The organism is Shinella sp. GW821-FHT11G07, from assembly GCF_058808115.1.
Genome location: NZ_JBXARJ010000018.1, coordinates 1 through 17,734, shown reverse-complemented (window position 1 = coordinate 17,734; position 17,734 = coordinate 1). Strand labels below are relative to the sequence as shown.

17 protein-coding genes are annotated in these 17,734 nt (G+C 63.9%); 8 read left to right on the top strand and 9 right to left on the bottom strand.

All coding sequences use genetic code 11. From position 1 onward, the window contains the following. Positions 1-33: 33 nt before the first annotated feature. Entirely contained in the window at positions 34-330 is a 297-nt protein-coding gene (locus AC1RT2_RS27090) for a hypothetical protein (protein WP_069060463.1), read from the top strand. On the opposite strand, the gene guaD is transcribed toward AC1RT2_RS27090, so the two are convergent. Further along, positions 331-1,674, bottom strand: coding sequence for a guanine deaminase (gene guaD, locus AC1RT2_RS27085; RefSeq protein ID WP_493106980.1), 1,344 nt, complete (start codon positions 1,672-1,674; stop codon positions 331-333). Then, the gene (locus tag AC1RT2_RS27080; protein ID WP_257949301.1) at positions 1,671-2,912 is read right to left on the bottom strand and encodes a urate hydroxylase PuuD; all 1,242 of its coding nucleotides are present in this window, start codon (positions 2,910-2,912) and stop codon (positions 1,671-1,673) included. The genes guaD and AC1RT2_RS27080 overlap by 4 nt, the downstream gene beginning before the upstream one ends. A 140-nt stretch (positions 2,913-3,052) precedes the next feature. On the opposite strand from AC1RT2_RS27080, the gene AC1RT2_RS27075 reads away from it, so the two are divergent. Then, complete coding sequence (locus AC1RT2_RS27075) at positions 3,053-3,997, top strand: LysR family transcriptional regulator (protein ID WP_493106978.1); 945 nt, start codon at positions 3,053-3,055, stop codon at positions 3,995-3,997. On the opposite strand, the gene xdhC is transcribed toward AC1RT2_RS27075, so the two are convergent. Genes xdhC through uraH form a run of 4 tightly spaced genes read right to left on the bottom strand, consistent with a single transcriptional unit; the run spans position 3,987 to position 9,104 of the window. Beyond that, the gene (gene xdhC, locus AC1RT2_RS27070; RefSeq protein ID WP_257949299.1) at positions 3,987-4,835 is read right to left on the bottom strand and encodes a xanthine dehydrogenase accessory protein XdhC; all 849 of its coding nucleotides are present in this window, start codon (positions 4,833-4,835) and stop codon (positions 3,987-3,989) included. The two genes, AC1RT2_RS27075 and xdhC, sit on opposite strands and share 11 nt — an antisense overlap. Positions 4,836-4,883: 48 nt before the next feature. Continuing rightward, complete coding sequence (xdhB, locus tag AC1RT2_RS27065; protein WP_493106976.1) at positions 4,884-7,250, bottom strand: xanthine dehydrogenase molybdopterin binding subunit; 2,367 nt, start codon at positions 7,248-7,250, stop codon at positions 4,884-4,886. 3 nt (positions 7,251-7,253) lie between these two features. Continuing rightward, complete coding sequence (xdhA, locus tag AC1RT2_RS27060) at positions 7,254-8,735, bottom strand: xanthine dehydrogenase small subunit (RefSeq protein WP_493106975.1); 1,482 nt, start codon at positions 8,733-8,735, stop codon at positions 7,254-7,256. 3 nt (positions 8,736-8,738) lie between these two features. Then, positions 8,739-9,104 (bottom strand): hydroxyisourate hydrolase, encoded by a 366-nt coding sequence (uraH, locus tag AC1RT2_RS27055; protein WP_493106973.1) that lies wholly within the window; start codon positions 9,102-9,104, stop codon positions 8,739-8,741. Between the two features lie 163 nt (positions 9,105-9,267). Here uraH and puuE point away from each other — a divergent pair, with 163 nt between their 5' ends. From puuE to AC1RT2_RS27030, 5 genes are all read left to right on the top strand, one after another. Beyond that, a complete protein-coding gene (gene puuE / locus AC1RT2_RS27050; protein WP_493106971.1) occupies positions 9,268-10,686 on the top strand; it encodes an allantoinase PuuE in 1,419 nt (472 codons plus the stop codon). A gap of 10 nt (positions 10,687-10,696) precedes the next feature. Further along, the gene (gene alc / locus AC1RT2_RS27045; RefSeq protein WP_493106969.1) at positions 10,697-11,704 is read left to right on the top strand and encodes an allantoicase; all 1,008 of its coding nucleotides are present in this window, start codon (positions 10,697-10,699) and stop codon (positions 11,702-11,704) included. Continuing rightward, the gene (locus AC1RT2_RS27040; RefSeq protein ID WP_069060473.1) at positions 11,701-12,186 is read left to right on the top strand and encodes an ureidoglycolate lyase; all 486 of its coding nucleotides are present in this window, start codon (positions 11,701-11,703) and stop codon (positions 12,184-12,186) included. Before alc ends, AC1RT2_RS27040 begins: the two co-directional genes overlap by 4 nt. 97 nt (positions 12,187-12,283) lie before the next feature. After that, positions 12,284-12,895 carry a winged helix-turn-helix domain-containing protein gene (locus AC1RT2_RS27035; RefSeq protein WP_493106967.1) on the top strand — a complete coding sequence of 204 codons (612 nt, stop codon included), beginning with the start codon at positions 12,284-12,286 and terminating at the stop codon, positions 12,893-12,895. Next, positions 12,879-13,676: an SRPBCC family protein gene (locus tag AC1RT2_RS27030; protein WP_493106965.1), complete on the top strand. Its 798-nt coding sequence runs from the start codon at positions 12,879-12,881 to the stop codon at positions 13,674-13,676. Before AC1RT2_RS27035 ends, AC1RT2_RS27030 begins: the two co-directional genes overlap by 17 nt. A gap of 54 nt (positions 13,677-13,730) precedes the next feature. Here the strand turns inward: AC1RT2_RS27030 and AC1RT2_RS27025 are convergent, their stop codons facing one another. The 3 genes from AC1RT2_RS27025 to AC1RT2_RS27015 all read right to left on the bottom strand — a co-directional run bounded on the left by AC1RT2_RS27025 (position 13,731) and on the right by AC1RT2_RS27015 (position 16,517). Then, positions 13,731-15,023, bottom strand: a complete 1,293-nt coding sequence (locus tag AC1RT2_RS27025; protein WP_069060475.1) for an NCS2 family permease — start codon at positions 15,021-15,023, stop codon at positions 13,731-13,733. Positions 15,024-15,314: 291 nt separating this feature from the next. After that, positions 15,315-15,773 (bottom strand): YbaK/EbsC family protein, encoded by a 459-nt coding sequence (locus AC1RT2_RS27020; protein WP_444800190.1) that lies wholly within the window; start codon positions 15,771-15,773, stop codon positions 15,315-15,317. A 294-nt stretch (positions 15,774-16,067) separates the two neighbouring features. Then, positions 16,068-16,517, bottom strand: a complete 450-nt coding sequence (locus tag AC1RT2_RS27015) for a nuclear transport factor 2 family protein (protein WP_493106962.1) — start codon at positions 16,515-16,517, stop codon at positions 16,068-16,070. A 140-nt stretch (positions 16,518-16,657) separates the two neighbouring features. Between AC1RT2_RS27015 and AC1RT2_RS27010 the strand changes: the two genes are divergently transcribed. Further along, on the top strand, positions 16,658-17,575 hold the full coding sequence (locus tag AC1RT2_RS27010; RefSeq protein WP_493106961.1) for a LysR family transcriptional regulator: 918 nt from the start codon (positions 16,658-16,660) through the stop codon (positions 17,573-17,575). Positions 17,576-17,734 lie beyond the last annotated feature (159 nt).

Here is a 17,734-nt window from a genome sequence, read left to right as displayed (position 1 = left end):
GTCTACGCGGCGTAGTCACGAGAGGATTTGCCGATGATAGCCAAAGCCCGTTTTGCCATCGCCGCCTTCGCACTTCTTGCAGCAAGTCCCGCTGTTGCCAAGATCCCGCTCGTCAACGCCACCTGTCCCGGCAATATCGAAGTTCATGCCGACGAGGGCGGGCCGATCTATATCAATGGCACGGAAGCCAAGCTGCACGTCTTCAACGACAACTATTACGAGGCCAAGGGCCACGGGGTGACGATTTCGCTCTCGATCAACCCGGATGGTTCGCCCGCCGTTTCCTATACCGGACACGGCGGCGCGAACGGTGTCTGCACCCTCAAATAGTCAGGCGCTTTCGAACAGGCGGCTTGCCGCAGCCGCACGCTTGGCCGCCTTGCCCTTCATGGGCTTGCCGGCGACATAGACTTCCGCCACGCAGCGGTCATCACCCATGGTCTGAAGGATGAAGAGTTCTTCGGCGAGCGACGTGGCCGTCTGCATGCGGTATTCCATCGCCGACTTGCCGCTGGAATCGAGCACGACGATATCCGCATCCGCGCCCGGATGCAGCGAGCCGATGTGGTTGTCGAGGCCGAGCGCGCGGGCGTTGCCGAGCGTCATGCGGTAGAAGGAAGCAAACGGCGTCAGCCGCTGGCCCTGCAGGTGCAGCACCTTGTAGGCCTCGTCCATGGTTTCCAGCATGGAGAAACTCGTGCCGCCGCCGACATCGGTCGCAACCGACCAGCGGGCGCCGAGCTTGTCGAAGCGGTCGCGGTCAAACAAGCCCGAGCCGAGGAAGAGGTTCGAGGTTGGGCAGAAAACACCGACGGCACCGCTCTCGGCGAGAGCCGAAATCTCGCGGTCGCTCAGATAGATGCAATGGCCGAGCAGCATGCGGTCGTTCAGCAGGCCGTAACGGGCATAGATATCCGTATAATCCTTGGCCGCCGGATAGAGCGAGGTCGCAAAAGCGATCTCGTCGCGGTTTTCCGAAAGATGGGTCTGGACGTAGCATTCCGGATGTTCGGCAACGAGCGCTTGGCTCATCTCCATCTGCTCCGGCGTCGACGTGATGGCAAAACGCGGGCTGATCGCATAATGCGCGCGGCCGCGGCCGTGCCATTTTTCGATGAGCCGCTTCGTCTCGTCATAGCCCTGCTGCGGCGTATCGCGCAGTGCGTCCGGCGCGTTGCGGTCCATCATCACCTTGCCGCCGATCATGCGCATACCGCGCGCTTCGGCTGCCGAGAAATAGGCCTCGACGCTTTCCGGATGCACCGAGCAATAGGCGACCGCGGTCGTCGTGCCGTTCGACAAAAGCTCGTCCATGAAGCGATCCGCCACGGCCGCCGCATGGGCGGGGCGTGAAAACTTCTGCTCCTCGACAAAGATGTAGGTGTTCAGCCATTCGAGCAGCTGGGCGCCATAGGAGGCGATCGCCTGGGTCTGCGGGAAATGCAGATGCGTGTCGATCAGGCCGGGCAGGATGAGGTTCGGACGGTGGTCCGCAATCTCGACCTCGGCACCGGCACGCTTGCTGACATCCGCATAATCGCCGGCCTCGACGACCTTGCCGCCCCGCACGAACACCGCTCCGTCCTCGAAGTAGCGATAGGAGGCAGTATCGTCGATGCCCTGCGGCTCATTGACGAAGGTCAGGACACGGCCACGGATCAGCAGTTCGCTCATTGGGTTTTCTCCCCGCTCACAGCGCTTTCGTACCAGGCGACGAAGAGCTTGCGCTCCTCGTCCGAAACCTGGGTGACATTGGCCGGCGGCATGGCGTGCGACCGGCCGGCCTGCAGATAGATTTCGCGCGCATGGTTGGCGATGTCGCCATCCGTCTCCAGCACGACGCCCTTCGGCGGCACAACCATGCCTTCCCAGCCGGGTTCCTTGGCGTGGCACATGGCACAGCGGCCAAGCACCGTGTCACGCACCTTCGGGAAGGCTTCCGCCGTGATGAACGGCTGCTGGATAGCCGAGACCTTGGCATCGGCCGTCTCGCCCGTCAGAACCTTCGGCACCGTCGAGAGCCACATGATGAGCACGAAGAGCAGGGCCGTTGCCAGCCAGGTCCAGGTCGGATTGCCGGCATTGGCGGATGTGGTGTTGAAATAGTGGCGGATCGTGACGCCCATCAGGAAGACCAGCGAGGCGATGATCCAGTTGAACTCCGTGCCGAAGGCCAGCGGATAGTGGTTCGACAGCATCAGGAACAGCACGGGCAACGTCAGGTAGTTGTTGTGCGTGGAGCGCTGCTTGGCGATCTTGCCGTATTTCGGATCGGGCGTGCGACCGGCGATGAGGTCGGCAACGACGACGCGCTGGTTCGGCATGATGATGAAGAACACGTTCGCCGACATGATCGTCGCCGTGAAGGCACCGAGATGCAGGAAGGCGGCGCGGCCCGTGAAGAGCTGCGTGTAACCCCAGGCCACCGCGACCAGGATGAAATACAGCGCCACCATCAGCCGCGTGTTGTCGTTGCCGAAGGGCGACTTGCAGATCAGGTCATAGATGATCCAGCCGAAGCCCAGTGACGCGAGCGAGATGGCGATTGCCACCGGCTTCGAGACGTCGAGCACGTTCGGGTCGATCAGGTAGAGATCCGCCCCGGCATAATAGACCAGACAGAGCATGCCGAAACCGGAGAGCCAGGTGGCGTAGCTTTCCCACTTGAACCAGACGAGGTGCTCGGGCATCGCGGCCGGCGCGACCAGGTATTTCTGGATGTGGTAGAAACCGCCGCCGTGGACCTGCCACTCCTCGCCATGCGCACCCGGCGGCAGGTCGGGATGTTTCTTCAGGCCCAGGTCGAGCGCGACGAAATAAAAGGACGAGCCGATCCAGGCAATCGCCGTGATGACGTGCAGCCAGCGGACGGCAAACATGAGCCAGTCCCAGGCAATGGCATATTCGTACATAGGGGCCTCCACCCATTTTCCATGCACCTGTTTGCCATCAAGTGATTTTCGCGGAAATCCCGGTGAATCCTCAACACTTTCAAAAAAATCTATAAGATCACGCCCACTTTGATCTGCACGCCAATGTGGTAGAAAGAACCATGTCCTATCTCGATAATGTGCGCGTCTTCGTTCGTGTGGTCGAACTCGGTACCCTTTCGGCAGCAGGGCGCGACCAGCGCGTCACCCCCGCAGTCGCCAGCAATCGCATCAAGGAACTGGAACGCCATCTCGGCGTGCGGCTGTTCAACCGCACGACGCGAAAGCTCTCGCCGACCGAGCATGGCCGGGTGTTCTACGATGGCGCCGTGAAGATCATCGAGGCGGTCAACGAGGCGGAAGCGGCGATCGCCGATCTCTCGCGCAACCCGAAGGGCTCGCTCAGGATCACCGCGCCGCTCGGCATTGGCCGGCGGCTCATCGCCTCGGGCATCCCGGAATTCCACGATAAATACCCGGATATCGAAGTGCGCGTGCGCCTGTCGGACCACAATGTCGATATTCTCGCCGAAGGCGTCGACGTTGCCTTCAAGCTCGGCGTGCTCGAGGATTCGAACCTGCGCATGCGCGGCATCCTCAATTGCGAACGCGTGCTCTGTGCGTCCCCGACCTATCTCGCCCGCCGCGGCACGCCTGCCAACGCCGATGCGCTGATCGCCGACAAACACGACTGTCTGCTGCTGCGTTATCCCGGCTCGAAGGAATATTACTGGACGCTGGTGACGGCCGAAGGCCCGCGCAAGTTCGAGGTCGCCGGCCCCTATGACAGCGACGACGGCGACGTCCTGACCCAATGGGCGCTGGAGGATCGCGGCATCATCAACAAGCCGCTGTTCGAGGTGAAGGCGCATCTGAAGGAAGGCCGTCTGGTCGAAATCCTGAAGGACGCACCGCCCGCCGCCGTGCAGCTCGCCGCGATCTATCCGCACAAGCGCTTCCAGGATCCGAAACTGCGCCTGATGATCGATTTCATGGCCGAGCGATGTCAGCGGCTGATCGGCAAGCTGCTCGCAGACGAGCCGGCCGCCGAAGCGTCTAGCGACTGACCGCCACCCGGCGCTCCGTCTTGGCGGCAACCCAGCTCAGCGCCGCCGTCATGATCTCGGCCGCTGCAAGTGTTGCGATGACCGCCGGCCGCTTGTCCTTCACCGCCGTGCCGCCGATCGGGCAGACGAGATTGGAAAACAGTTCTGGCCGGTCGATTTCGCGCGCCAGCCAGTTGCGGAAGGTCGTGCGCTTGGTCTTGGAGCCGATCATGCCGACATAGGCCGCATCCTCCCGCCGCAATGCCTCGGCGGTGATGAGGAAATCGAGCGCATGGTCGTGGGTGAGGATGACGAAGCTGCTGCCGGCCGGTGCATCGCGCACCACGGCCTCCGGCATCGCCGTCAGGCAGGTTTCGATGCGCGGCACCGTGCAGGCGACGAGTTCATCCTCGCGCGTATCCACCAGCACGACGCGCAGTGGCGCAAGCGACAGCGCCATGGCCAGCGCATCGCCGACATGGCCCGCGCCGAAGACATAGACATGCGGCCGCGACGCCATTTCCCGGTCGCTGCGGTCGATCAGGTCTTTCGCGAGGGCCGGATTGAGGGCGGTGAAGGACAGCCCGACCCGGCCGCCGCAGCATTGGCCGATTTCCGGTCCGAGCGGCACGTTCATCGGCTCGGCGGCCGACCCGGAGCGCAACGCCCGGCGCGCCTGGTCGATCGCCATATATTCCAGCTGCCCGCCACCGATCGTCGCGAAGATCGCCCGCTCCGACACCAGCATCCAGGCATCGGTGTCGCGCGGCGTGGAGCCCGCGGCACCCGTCACTTCGACCAGGATCGCTCCCGGCTCGCGGCGCAGGAAATCCCGGATGTCTTCGCGAGCGGCCGGCATGACATCACCCCTGCTTTTCTTGATCGCAATTCCGGACGGAAAACCGCATCACACTTTTCCTGGATTTGCTCGGGCAGCTTTCAGCCGCTCGATCGCCATCAGCACGCATTCGGGCGTAGCTGGCGCATCGAGGCGTGGGCAGATCTTGTGGTCCGCCACGCTCGCTACCGCATCCGACAGCGCATGCAGCACGGCAAGGCCGAGCGGCAGCGGCGGCTCGCCGACCGCCTTGGAGCGGTGGATCGTCGGCTCATAGGCCTCCGACCAGTCGGTCAGCGCGACGTTGAAGATTTTTGGGCGATCCGAAGCGAGCGGGATCTTGTAGGTGGAGGGCGCATGGGTGCGAAGCCGCCCCTTGCCGTCCCACCACAGTTCCTCCGTCGTCAGCCAGCCCATGCCCTGGATGAAGCCGCCCTCGATCTGGCCGATATCGATGATCTTGTTCAACGAACGGCCGGTGTCGTGCAGGATGTCGGTGCGCTCGACGATATATTCGCCGGTCAGCGTGTCGACGGACACCTCCGAGCAGGCCGCGCCATAGGCATAGTAGTAGAAGGCATGGCCGCGGCCCTTCGAGCGATCCCAGTGGATCTTCGGCGTCTTGTAGAAGCCGGCCGCCGAGAGCTGGACGCGGGCCATATAGGCCTTCTTGACCAGTTCGTTGAAGGAGATTTCCGCGTTACCGATGCGCACCCGGTTCGGCAGGAACACCACCTGATCGCGCGGCACCTGATGGCTTTCCGCCGCGAAATCGATAAGCCGGTCCTTGATCTGGCGCGCGGCATCCTGCGCCGCCATGCCGTTGAGGTCGGCGCCCGAGGAGGCGGCGGTCGGCGAGGTGTTCGGCACCTTGGCGGTCGTCGTGGCGGTGATCTTCACCCGGTCGAGATCGATCTGGAACTCTTCCGCCACCACCTGCGCCACCTTCAGGTGCAGGCCCTGGCCCATTTCGGTGCCGCCATGGTTCATGTGCACGGAGCCGTCCGTGTAGACATGCACCAGCGCACCGGCCTGGTTGGATTCCGTCTTGGTGAAGGAGATGCCGAATTTCACCGGCGTCAGCGCAAGCCCGCGCTTGACGATGCGGCTCTTCGCGTTGAATTCGGCGATCGCCTTGCGGCGCCCGGCGTAATCCGCGCTTTCTTCCAGCTCCGCGACGATGCGCTGGATGATGCAGTCCTCGACCTTCTGGTGGTAGGGGGTGAGGTTGCGGTCTCCTTCGACGCCCATTGCGTCGTAGAAATTCAGCTTGCGGATTTCGAGCGGGTCCTTGCCGACGGCGAAGGCCACCTCGTCGATGACGCGTTCCGCGCCAACCATGCCCTGCGGGCCACCGAAACCGCGGAACGCCGTGTTGGACACGGTGTTGGTGTAGAGCGGCGCCGACTTGGCATGCACATGCGGGAAGAAATAGGCGTTGTCGCAGTGGAACAGCGCCCGGTCGCCGACCGGACCGGACAGGTCGGCGGAAAAGCCAGCCCGCAATGCAAACGTATAGTCGATGCCGAGGATGCGGCCCTCGTCGTCGAAGCCGACATCGTAGTCGATGGCGAAATCGTGCCGTTTGCCGGTCGCGACCATGTCCTCGTCGCGGTCGAGCCGCACCTTGACGGCGCGGTTGAGCTTCTTGGCCGCGATGGCGGCAAGCGCCGCGCACTGGTTCGCCTGGGTTTCCTTGCCGCCGAAGCCGCCGCCCATGCGGCGCACTTCCACCGTCACCGCATTGCTCGGCACGCCGAGCGCATGCGCGATCATGTGCTGCGTCTCGCTCGGGCCCTGTGTCGAGCAGTAGACGAGCACTTCGTCGTCCTCGCCGGGAACGGCAAGCGAGACCTGACCTTCGAGATAGAAATGGTCCTGGCCGCCAAGCCGCATGCGGCCCGTCACGCGGCGCGGCGCGCTTTCAAGCGCTGCCGCCGCGTCACCGCGCTTCAGCGTCAGCGGCGTGACGACCTGCCGGTGTGTCTTGACGTCGAGGTCCCAGATGTCGATGTCGGCCGGCAGTTCCTCGTATTCGATCTTGGCGAGCCGCGCGGCGCGGCGGGCCTGTTCGCGGGTTTCCGCGATCACGCAGAAGATCGGCTGGCCGTGGAACTCGACCTTGCCATTGGCGAGCACCGGGTCGTCGTTCATGTAGGAGGGCGAGATGTCGTTGACGCCGGGCACGTCTTCATGCGTCAGCACGTCGACGACGCCGGGTGCAGCGCGCACCGCGGAAAGATCGACGGACTTCAGAATGCCGTGCGCGACGGTCGACAATCCGAAGCCGGCATGCAGCGTGCCGGCGGGTTCGGTGATGTCGTCGATATAGACAGCCGAACCGGCGACATGTTTGTGCGCGGAATCGTGGCGGATGCTCGCATGGACGCCGCCTTCGATCTTTTCTGCCTTGAGATCAGGAGTGTGCTTGTTCATGGCTCACGCAGCCTCGTATCTGGACACCTGTGCGGGTGCATCGCTGGATGTCGTTTCCATAAAGAACCGCAGAAGCAGGTTTTTCGCCACCAGCGCGCGGTATTCGGCGGTGGCACGCATGTCGGTCAGCGGCGCATAGTCTTCCGCGTACTTTTCCATTGCCGCTTCCACCGTGGCCTCGGTCCAGGGCTGGCCGACAAGTGCCTTTTCAACGGCGAAGGCCCGCTTCGGCGTCGCCGCCATGCCGCCATAGGCGATACAGATTTCGGCCACCGTGCCATCGGCGGCAAGTGCCAGGCGGAAGGCGCCGAGCGTCGCCGTGATGTCCTCGTCGCGCCGCTTGGTCACCTTGTAGACGGCGAACTTTTCCGCCGCGGCGGGTGCCGGTACATGCACGGATTCGACGAATTCGCCGGGCTGGCGATCCTGCTTGCCATAGGCGATGAAGTAGTCTTCCAGGCGAATGGTGCGCCGAACCGACCCCTTGCGCAAGGTGAGCGTGCTGGCGAGCGCAATCAGCGCCGGCGGCGTGTCGCCGATCGGCGAGCCGTTGGCGATGTTGCCGCCGATCGTGCCCATATTGCGCACCTGCTGGCCGCCGATGCGGTTGATCAGGGGGCCGAGCGCCGGAATATGCTGGGACAGCGTGTCGATCGCCTCGGAATAGGTGACGCCGGCGCCAATCGAGACCGTGCCGTCCTTGACCGTGATCGACTTCAGTTCGTCGAGCCCGGCGATGAAGACCACCGGCGAGATATCCCGCATGTGCTTGGTGACCCAGAGGCCGACATCGGTGGAGCCGGCGACTACGGTCGCGGTCGGCGTTGCCTCCAGCACGCCAGCAAAATCGTCGAGGCTGGCCGGTACGACCAGCCGGTGTTTGCCGTCGGCGATCTCGACGCGCGCACCGTCACGCAGCGCCTTGAGGCGCGCGATCATCGTTGCGCGTTCAGTCAAAAGCGGATCCTTCTCCGTCCCGCCATAGCTGGAGATGGCCCGCGCCGCGCGCAGGATCGGCTCGTAGCCGGTGCAGCGACAGAGATTGCCCTGGAGCGCCGTCTCGATCTGCTGGTCGCTCGGATGGGGTGTCTGCATCCACAGCGCATAGAGCGACATGACGAAGCCCGGCGTGCAGAAGCCGCATTGCGAGCCGTGAAAATCCACCATCGCCTGCTGCACCGGGTGCAGGTGGCCGTCGCGGGCGGCGACATGCTCGACCGTCACCACATGACAGCCGTCGAGCGAGCCCATGAAGCGGATGCAGGCGTTGACGCCCTCGTAGACGAGACCGCCCTCGGGTGTCAGGCGGCCGACCAGAACGGTGCAGGCGCCGCAGTCGCCCTCGGCGCAACCTTCCTTGGTCCCCGTCAGCAGGCGGGAGAGGCGCAGCCAGTCGAGCAGCGTGTGGTCCGGTGCGACATCGCGAAGGGCCACGTCCTTGCCGTTCAGGATGAAGCGCAGCTCGGAGCGGATTTCGACGGCCATGGATTAACTCCCGCGGTAGGTGGAATAGCTGAACGGCGAGACGAGCAGCGGCACATGGTAATGCGCGCCTTCATCGGCAAGCCCGAAGCGGATGGGAATGATATCGAGGAACAGCGGGCCATCCGCCGTGCGGCCGAGATAGTCGCCGGCGTGGAAGCGCAGCTCGTAGATGCCGGCCTTCATCGTCTCGCCCGACAGAAGCGGCGCATCGCAGCGGCCGTCATCGTTCGTCTCGGTGGCCTTCAGGAGATGGAACGCATCGCCCTCGACACGGAAAAGCTCAATACGCAGGCCCTCGGCGGGTTTGCCGAGCGCGGTATCCAGTACGTGGGTCGTCAGCCGACCAGATCCTTGCGAATGAGATTGCATGGTTTTTCCTCCCGAACACAGCACTCCTCCTGCCACTATCCGTCAAGCCCAACCCACTGAAAAGCAGGATGATCGTTCGAGACTTTCAAAATTTACGGGGGAATGGCGCACACGATTCTTGGGTTAGACATTTGCCATCAACTACGTTTGGAGGAGCGTTCCCATGCGATATTGCCGTGACATGCACGGATACGGAGAGACCCCGCCTGCGGCCCAGTGGCCGGGCGAAGCGCGCGTCGCCGTGCAATTCGTGCTGAACTACGAGGAAGGCGGCGAAAACTGCGTGCTGCATGGCGATGCCGCCTCCGAAGCGTTCCTCTCCGAAATCGTCGGTGCGGCGCAATGGCCGGGCCAGCGCCACTGGAACATGGAATCGATCTACGAATATGGCGCCCGCGCCGGCTTCTGGCGCCTGCACCGGCTGCTGACGGAAAAGAACGTGCCCGTCACGGTCTACGGCGTCGCCACCGCTCTGCAACGCTCGCCCGCCCAGGTCGCCGCCATGCTCGACGCCGGCTGGGAGATCGCCTCGCACGGCCTGAAATGGGTCGAGCACAAGGACATGCCGGCCGAGGAGGAGCGCGCGGCGATCGCCGAGGCGGTCCGCCTGCACACGCTCGTCACCGGCGAACGGCCGCGCGGCTGGTATACCGGCCGCTGTTCGGTGAACACGGTCGATCTTGTCGCCGAAGAGGGCGGCTTCGACTACGTCTCCGACACCTATGCCGACGACCTGCCCTATTGGTACGAGCATGATGGCAAGCAGCAGCTCATCATCCCCTACACGCTCGACGCCAACGACATGCGTTTCGCCACCCCGCAGGGTTTCAACAGCGGCGACCAGTTCTTCAGCTACCTGAAGGATTCCTTCGACGCGCTCTATGCGGAAGGCAAGGCGGGCAACCCGAAGATGATGAGCATCGGCCTGCATTGCCGCCTGATCGGCCGCCCCGGCCGCGTCATGGCGCTTGCCCGCTTCATCGACTACATCCAGGGTCACGAAAAGGTCTGGATCCCGCGGCGCGTCGATATCGCCGAGCACTGGGCGAAAACCCATCCGCCGCGGCCGCAGGCCGAACGCCCCTCGCAGATGGCCGAAGAGGCGTTCGTAACGCGCTTTGGCGATATTTTCGAGCATTCCCCCTGGGTTGCGCGGCGCGCCTGGGCGGGCGAACTTTCGCCGGCGAACGACACCGCCATCGGCCTTGCCGCAGCGCTCACCTTCCAGTTCCGTGCGGCGAGCGAAGAACAGCGCCTCGGCGTGCTCGTCGCCCATCCGGACCTTGCCGGCAAGCTGGCGCAGGCCAAGCGCCTGACGGCAAGCTCGACCGACGAGCAGGCCTCTGCCGGCCTCGACGCGCTGACCGACGAGGAGCGCGCGCGCTTCACCGAACTCAACACCGACTACGTGAAAAAATTCGGTTTCCCGTTCATCATCGCCGTGCGCGACAACACGAAAGCCAGCATCCTCGCCGCCTTCGAAAAACGCATCGCCAATGACCGCGACACGGAATTCGCCACCGCCTGCAAGCAGGTCGAGCGGATCGGGCTGCTGCGGCTCAAAGCGCTGCTGCCGGCCTGAGCGACGGGCCATGTCGAGCGCCGCCCTGCCCGCCTTCGCGCGCGGAACGATCAATCTTGCCTCGGCAGGTCTCGGGGCAAGCGGCCTCTTCGCGACGGACGAGTTCTTCGGGCCGCTGTCGCGCATGCTGGCCGACGAACCCGCCGTCTACCATCCCGGCCGCTACGACGAAAACGGCAAGTGGATGGACGGCTGGGAAACACGCCGGCGGCGCGGGCCGGGCCACGACCATGCCGTCATCGCGCTGGCAAAACCCGGCCGTATCCGCGGCTTCGACGTCGACACGGCCTTTTTCACGGGCAACTACCCGACGGCCTGCGCCATCGAGGGCTGTCATGCACCGGGAGGCCCGGACGACGAAACGACGTGGGTGGAACTGCTGGCACCAAGCCCGCTCGGACCGAGCGCCCAGCATTTCTTCGACTGCGCCTCGGCGGGGCTCTACAGCCATGTGCGGCTGAGAATCTATCCCGATGGCGGGGTGGCGCGGCTGCGCGTCTATGGGACGCCGGCGCTCGACCCGGCCGAAGGACCGATCGATCTCGCGTCTGCGCTTTGCGGCGGGCAGGTGATCGCGCTTTCCAACGGACACTACGGTCATCAGCGCTTGCTCGCGCCCGGTCGTGGCGTCAATATGGGTGACGGCTGGGAGACCAGCCGCCGCCGCGAGCCGGGCCACGAATGGATCGTGGTCAAGCTTGCCGCACGAGCGACGGTGACAAGCATCGTCGTCGACACCGCCCATTTCAAGGGCAATTACCCGGATGCCTGCTCCATGCAGGCCGCCGACCTGACGGGCACGACGGGGGACCTCCCCACCCTTGTCACCGCCGCGTCGATGTTCTGGCAGGAAATCCTGCCCGAGCAGAAACTGGCCGCCGACCGTATCCACACGTTCGACGGCCATCTCGTGAAGCGGGCGGGTGCCCTAACCCATGTCCGCCTGAACATTCATCCGGACGGCGGCATCAGCCGTCTGCGCGTTTTTGGCCATCTGGCCGAGGGAGGAAAGACATGAAGACCATCGAGATCAAACCGTTGACCCGCGAGGCCTTCGCGCCTTTCGGCCAGGTCATCGAGCAGGACGGCGCGCACAATTTCCCGATCAATGCGGGCAAATGCACGCGCTACCATGACCTTGCCAATATCGAGACGACCGGTGAGAAGGCCCGTCCGATGATCAGCCTGCTGCGCGGCGAACCCTATCCGCTGCCGCTGGAACTGAAGATGGTCGAGCGTCACCCGCTCGGCAGCCAGGCCTTCATTCCGCTCGGCGAAAGCCCCTTCCTCGTCGTCGTCGCCGAGGAAACGGAAAACGGCCCGGCCGAGCCGATCGCCTTCCGCACCGCACCGGGACAGGGCGTCAATATCGGCCGCAACATCTGGCACGGCATCCTCACGCCGCTCGAGACGGTGTCCGACTTTGCCGTGGTCGACCGCGCCGGCGAGGGCGTGAACCTCGAAGAGCATTTTTACGACGAAACCTTCCTGATCCGCTGATCCATCCACCGGGGATGCGGATCCGCCGGCCCGCCTCCACGGGCCGGCACTTTCTTGCCTTCCTTGACAAATTTTCTTGTCAATGGAATCCTGCGGCATGCTCGACCTCGACATCATCGACACACCGGCCGCCGCGATGCTCGCCCTTGATCCGATCAAGGCGCGCCTGCTTGCCGAGCTTTCGGTTCCCGCCTCCGCGGCCGCCCTTGCCGGCCGGGTCGGCCTGACGCGCCAGAAGGTCAACTATCACCTGAAGGCGCTGGAAGAGCAGAAGCTGGTGCAACAGGCCGAGGAGCGGCAATGGGGCGGCATCACCGAGCGCCTGATGGTGGCGACGGCGCGCGCCTATGTGGTCTCGCCCGCAGCGCTTGGCCCGCTCGACGCCGATCCTGCCATCCATGGCGACCGGCTCTCTGCCAGCTATCTCCTTGCGCTCGCCGCCCGCATCGTGCGCGAAGTGGGCGCGCTCTGGCACGGTGCGCGGGCGACGGACAAGCGGCTGGCCACCCTCTCCATCGACACGACCATCCGCTTTGCATCGCCCGCCGCCCGTGCGGCCTTCACCGCCGATCTGACCCACGCGGTCACAACCCTTGCAGCTCGCTACCATGACGACACGACCCCAGGCGGCCGGCCGCACAGGCTGGTGGTTGCCGCCTATCCCGCCCCTCCAGAAACCGAAAGGAAACACGATGCCGACGAAATTTGACGCCAGCGGCAAGCGCTGGGTGGAAATGGAATTTCTCGCGCCCGGTACGCCAGATCAGGTCTGGCAGGCCATGGCGACCGGGCCCGGCAACGCGGCCTGGTTCACCCGCGCCGAGATCGAGGAAAAGATCGGCGGCCAACTGACCTTCTATTTCATGCCGGGTGTTACGTCCAGCGGTACGGTCACCGGCTGGGAGCCACCGCACCGCTTCGGCTATGTCGAGGTGGGCTGGGCCGAGAACGCCCCGCCGATCGCCACCGAAATCAGCATTGTCGCCCGCTCGGGCGACGAGTGCCTCGTGCGCATGGTGCATTCGCTGTTCAGCGCCACGGATGACTGGGACGACCAGATGGAAGGCTTCGAATCGGGCTGGCCCGGCTTCATCGAGGTGCTGCGGCTCTACCTCTCCCATCATGCGGGTGAAAATGCCGCGTCCTTCCAGATCAGCGCCAATGCGCAGGGCGAGGACCTGGTGGTCTGGCGCAAGCTGCTCGACGGTCTTGGCCACGAAACGGCCGATGCCGGCGAAAACTGGACCGTCGAAGCCGGCGAAACATTTTATGGTGAGGTCACCCGCGTGCGGCAGGAGGCGGAGCAGCGCTATGTGCTGATGCACATTTCCGGCGACGTGCCGGGCGTCGGCCTGTTCGGCATCTACCGCATGGGAGAAACGGTCCGGCTCAGCGTCTGCCGCTTCTTCTACGGACCGAAGGCCGGCGACACCGCGGCGGCGGCCGAACCAACATGGCAGGCCTGGCTCGACGGCATTGCCAGGTCCTGAAACGAAAACGGGCCGCGCTCATCACGCGGCCCGTTCTTTTGAGTGATTGCCCGGTTATTCCGCGAAGAAAGCGAAGCGGATGATGAAGAGAACCGCGACGATTGCCGTCGCCGGATGGATCTGCTTCCACTTGCCGGTGAACAGCTTCAGCACGACATAGCTGATGAAGCCGAAGGCAAGACCATTGGCGATCGAATAGGTGAAGGGCATGGCGAGCGCAGTGAGCGCCGCCGGGGCCGCTTCCGTCAGGTCTTCCCATTCGACTTCCGTCAGTTCCCGCATCATCAGGCCGGCCACGTAGAGCAGCGCCGGTGCCGTTGCATAGGTCGGCACGGAGCCGGCAAGCGGCGAGATGAAGAGGGCGGCGAGGAACAGGATGGCGACGGTGAAGGCGGTGAGGCCCGTGCGGCCGCCGGCCTGTACGCCGGATGCGCTTTCGACGTAAGCCGTGGTGCTGCTCGTACCGATCAGCGAGCCGGCGACGATCGCCGTGCTGTCGGCGAGAAGCGCGCGGCCGAGACGGCTCTTCTTGCCTTCCTGGATGAGATTGGCGCGCTTGGCGACGCCGATCAGCGTGCCGGTGGCATCAAACACTTCGACGAGCACGAAGACCAGGATGACATGCAGCAGGCCGCCATGCAGCGCACCCATGATGTCGAGCTGCAGGAAGGTCGGCATGATCGACGGCGGTGCGGAGACGACGCCCTGGAACTGGCTGACGCCGGTGATCCAGGAGAGGATCGTCACGGCGAGAATACCGATCAGGATCGCACCCTTGACCCGCAGCGCATCGAGCACGGCGATGATGAAGAAGCCGAGGATGGCCAGCAGCGGGCCGGTTTCCTTGAGGCTGCCGAGGCCGACAAGCGTTGCCGGGTTGTCGACGACGATGCCGGCATTCTTCAGCGCGATGATGCCGAGGAAGAGGCCGATACCGGAAGCGATGGCACTGCGCAGCGAATGCGGAATGCCTTCGATCAGCCAGCTGCGCACCCCGGTCACCGTCAGGATGACGAAGATGAGGCCGGAAATGAAGACCGCGCCCAGCGCCTGCTGCCAGGTGAAGCCGAGGGCTGCGACGACGGTGAAGGCGAAGAAGGCGTTGAGGCCCATGCCGGGCGCCATCCCGATCGGCCAGTTGGCGACGAGCGCCATGACCAGCGAGCCGAGGGCCGCCGCAAGACAGGTCGCGACGAAGACGGCATCCCGGTCCATGCCCGTCGTCGACAGGATGTCAGGGTTTACGAAGATGATATAGGACATGGTGAGGAAGGTCGTGAGACCCGCGATCACCTCTGTGCGCACGGTCGTACCGTGCTCACTCAGCTTGAAAAGCCGTTCAAACATGTTTTCTCCCCCTGGCGCGCCAGCGGCTGCGCCGTGCAAAACCTCCGGGCCAAATGCTCCTCCAGCAACCCGGAACCTAGCCGACGCTTCGCACTGCGAACCGCCTGCCCGCGGCTTCCCGCGTCCGCGCGCCGCTGTCCGCCGGAAGCCGGCCGCGGTTGATCACAGTTTCGTCATAATGCGTGTTTGAGCGGAATTTTGCCAGCCGGGCATTTCCCCGAATTTTAGCGAAACTCTTTCACGATTCTCCCGAGCGGCCGCACGATTTGCCGGATCCGCAGAGGGTCTGCGTTACTCGCAGACGTCGACCCACGCACCCTGAACGAGCCCCACCAGACGCTCCGGCGCAATGCGCACCGCCGCATTCGTGGCACCGGCGGCCGGGACGACCTCGTCGAAAGGCCGAAGCGATACATCGCAATAGACCGGTACAGGTGAAGGCAGGCCGAACGGGCACACGCCGCCGACCGGATGGGAGGTTACGGCCAGCACCTGCTCCGCATCGAGCATACGGGGCTTTGCGGCAAAACGATCCTTGAATTTTCGATTTGAGAGCCGTGCCGTGCCGGCGGCGACCAGCAGGACGATTTCCTCGCCAACCCGCAGGCAGATCGTCTTGGCGATCTGCTCCGGTGCCACTCCATGTGCCTCGGCAGCCAGCGTCACGGTCGCCGAGCTCTGCTCGGTGACGAGCACCGCGATATCGGGGGCGTGTTCGGAGAAGAAGGTGCGGACGGATTCGAGCGACATGGTACTTTCATAGCCAGTGACACGGCCATCGCGCAAGAGGCTGCCGGAAGGCGAAGCTGACGATGCTTCCCTCCCCCTGGAACGCAAAAACCCCAACCGCATATGCGTGCCGGGGTTTTGGACGTGGATATCTTTGGCTGGGTAAGCCCGCAGCCGCCTTGGCTTGCGGTCCTATCCGGCCTCGAGGCCCATGCTTGGCTGTTTCGTGCCATCACGTACCCACCCCGGTCAGAGATGCTGCGATGATGACTTTCGGCAGCAAGCCGGCGCAGGGAACCCGGCGCTGCCTATTCTCTACCCTGCGCTGGTGCCGAGGGCCACCGCGTAGCTGTCTTCATGCAGTTGATAGCGCGTGATCCTGCCCTCAAGAACTGTCAGTTCGATGGCGAAGGGCGACTCGACAAGCTTGCCGGTTGACCGGATCGCAGACATCAGCTCGCCGACGATGACCACCATCGTATCGTCGGCCAGAATCCGCTTCACCTCATACCGGCGCGGCTCGACGCCCTGGGCCAGGACAGGGAAGAAGGCACGCACGGATTCACGGGTCCGACGCCTGCCCGCCCAAGGCACCAAAGCAGGATCGCCCGCGACGTGCCAATCCACGTCATCGGCAAAGAGATCGGCAATTGCCTCACGCTTTTCCGGTTCGTCGGGTGCGCCCCAGAAAGCACCAACCCTTGCAAGATACAATTCAGCCACTTCGCGCGGCGAAGGGACAGAGACGGCAGCGGCATTCGACATCGTGTTCTCCGAGTTTGCATCCACTGCATGGAACACTTTTACCCATCGAAATAGCCTATATTACTCGATACGACTCATCGGTTATTACGATATATGAATCGCCCTCTACCCCTGCAACGAATGATTTTCGAGACGAAAATATGATTGAATCAATCACACTCGATCAGTTGCGCACGCTCGTGGCGGCGGTGGACGAGGGCAGTTTTTCCGCTGCCGGGCGCAAGATCGGGCGCGCGCAGTCCGTCGTGAGCCAAACGATAGCGGGTCTGGAAATACAACTGAACGTGACACTGTTCGAACGCGCCGGCCGCTATCCCTTGCCGACCGCAGCAGGAGCCGCACTCGCCCAGGAAGCGCGGGCCGTGCTGCAGCAAGCCGGCCAGTTCAAGGCTCGCGCCAGGGATCTCGCTAGCGGCATCGAACCCGAACTCGCCATCGCCATCGATGTCACGTTCCCGATCCAGATCTTCACATCCGCCGTCATGGATTTCGAGCTGACCTTTCCCGATACGCAGCTTCGTGTCTATGTCGAGGGCCTTGGCGCGGTCATCGAACCGGTTCTCGAAAAACGCTGCTCTCTCGCAATATCCGGCGTCGCGCCGCTGTTTTCGCAGGAACTGAAGCCGGAGCGGCTCTACCGCTTCAACCTGGTCATGGTCGTGGCCCCGTCACATCCGCTCGCGCAACTGAAGTCACCGGTTCGACGCGAGCAGCTTTCCCGCTATGTCCAGCTCGTGCTTACCGACAGATCCAGCCTGTCACAGGGGCGACAATTTGGTGTCATTGCACAGAAGACGTGGCGGCTTGCCGATCTGGGCGCAAAACACGCCTTTCTCCAGGCAGGCCTCGGTTGGGGCGGCATGCCGGCCTGGATGGTCGAGGCGGACATCACCGCGGGAAAGCTCGTTGAACTGGATGTGGAGCCCTCGATATGGCAGGGCGGCAGACTGGTGACGGCTTACGCCCTGCATCGACGTGACACGCCACCCGGTCCGGCCGGACGCTGGCTGATCAATCGCCTGCGCGAGCACGCGGAGCAGTCCCCGAGCATCGCCTGAAGATACCCCTGGCTCTTTTCCACCCACCCGAACGCAAAAAGCCCCGGGCGCGTTAGCGTACCGGGGTTTTGATATGGGTGTTTGATTTGGTTGCGGGGGCAGGATTTGAACCTGCGGCCTTCAGGTTATGAGCCTGACGAGCTACCGGGCTGCTCCACC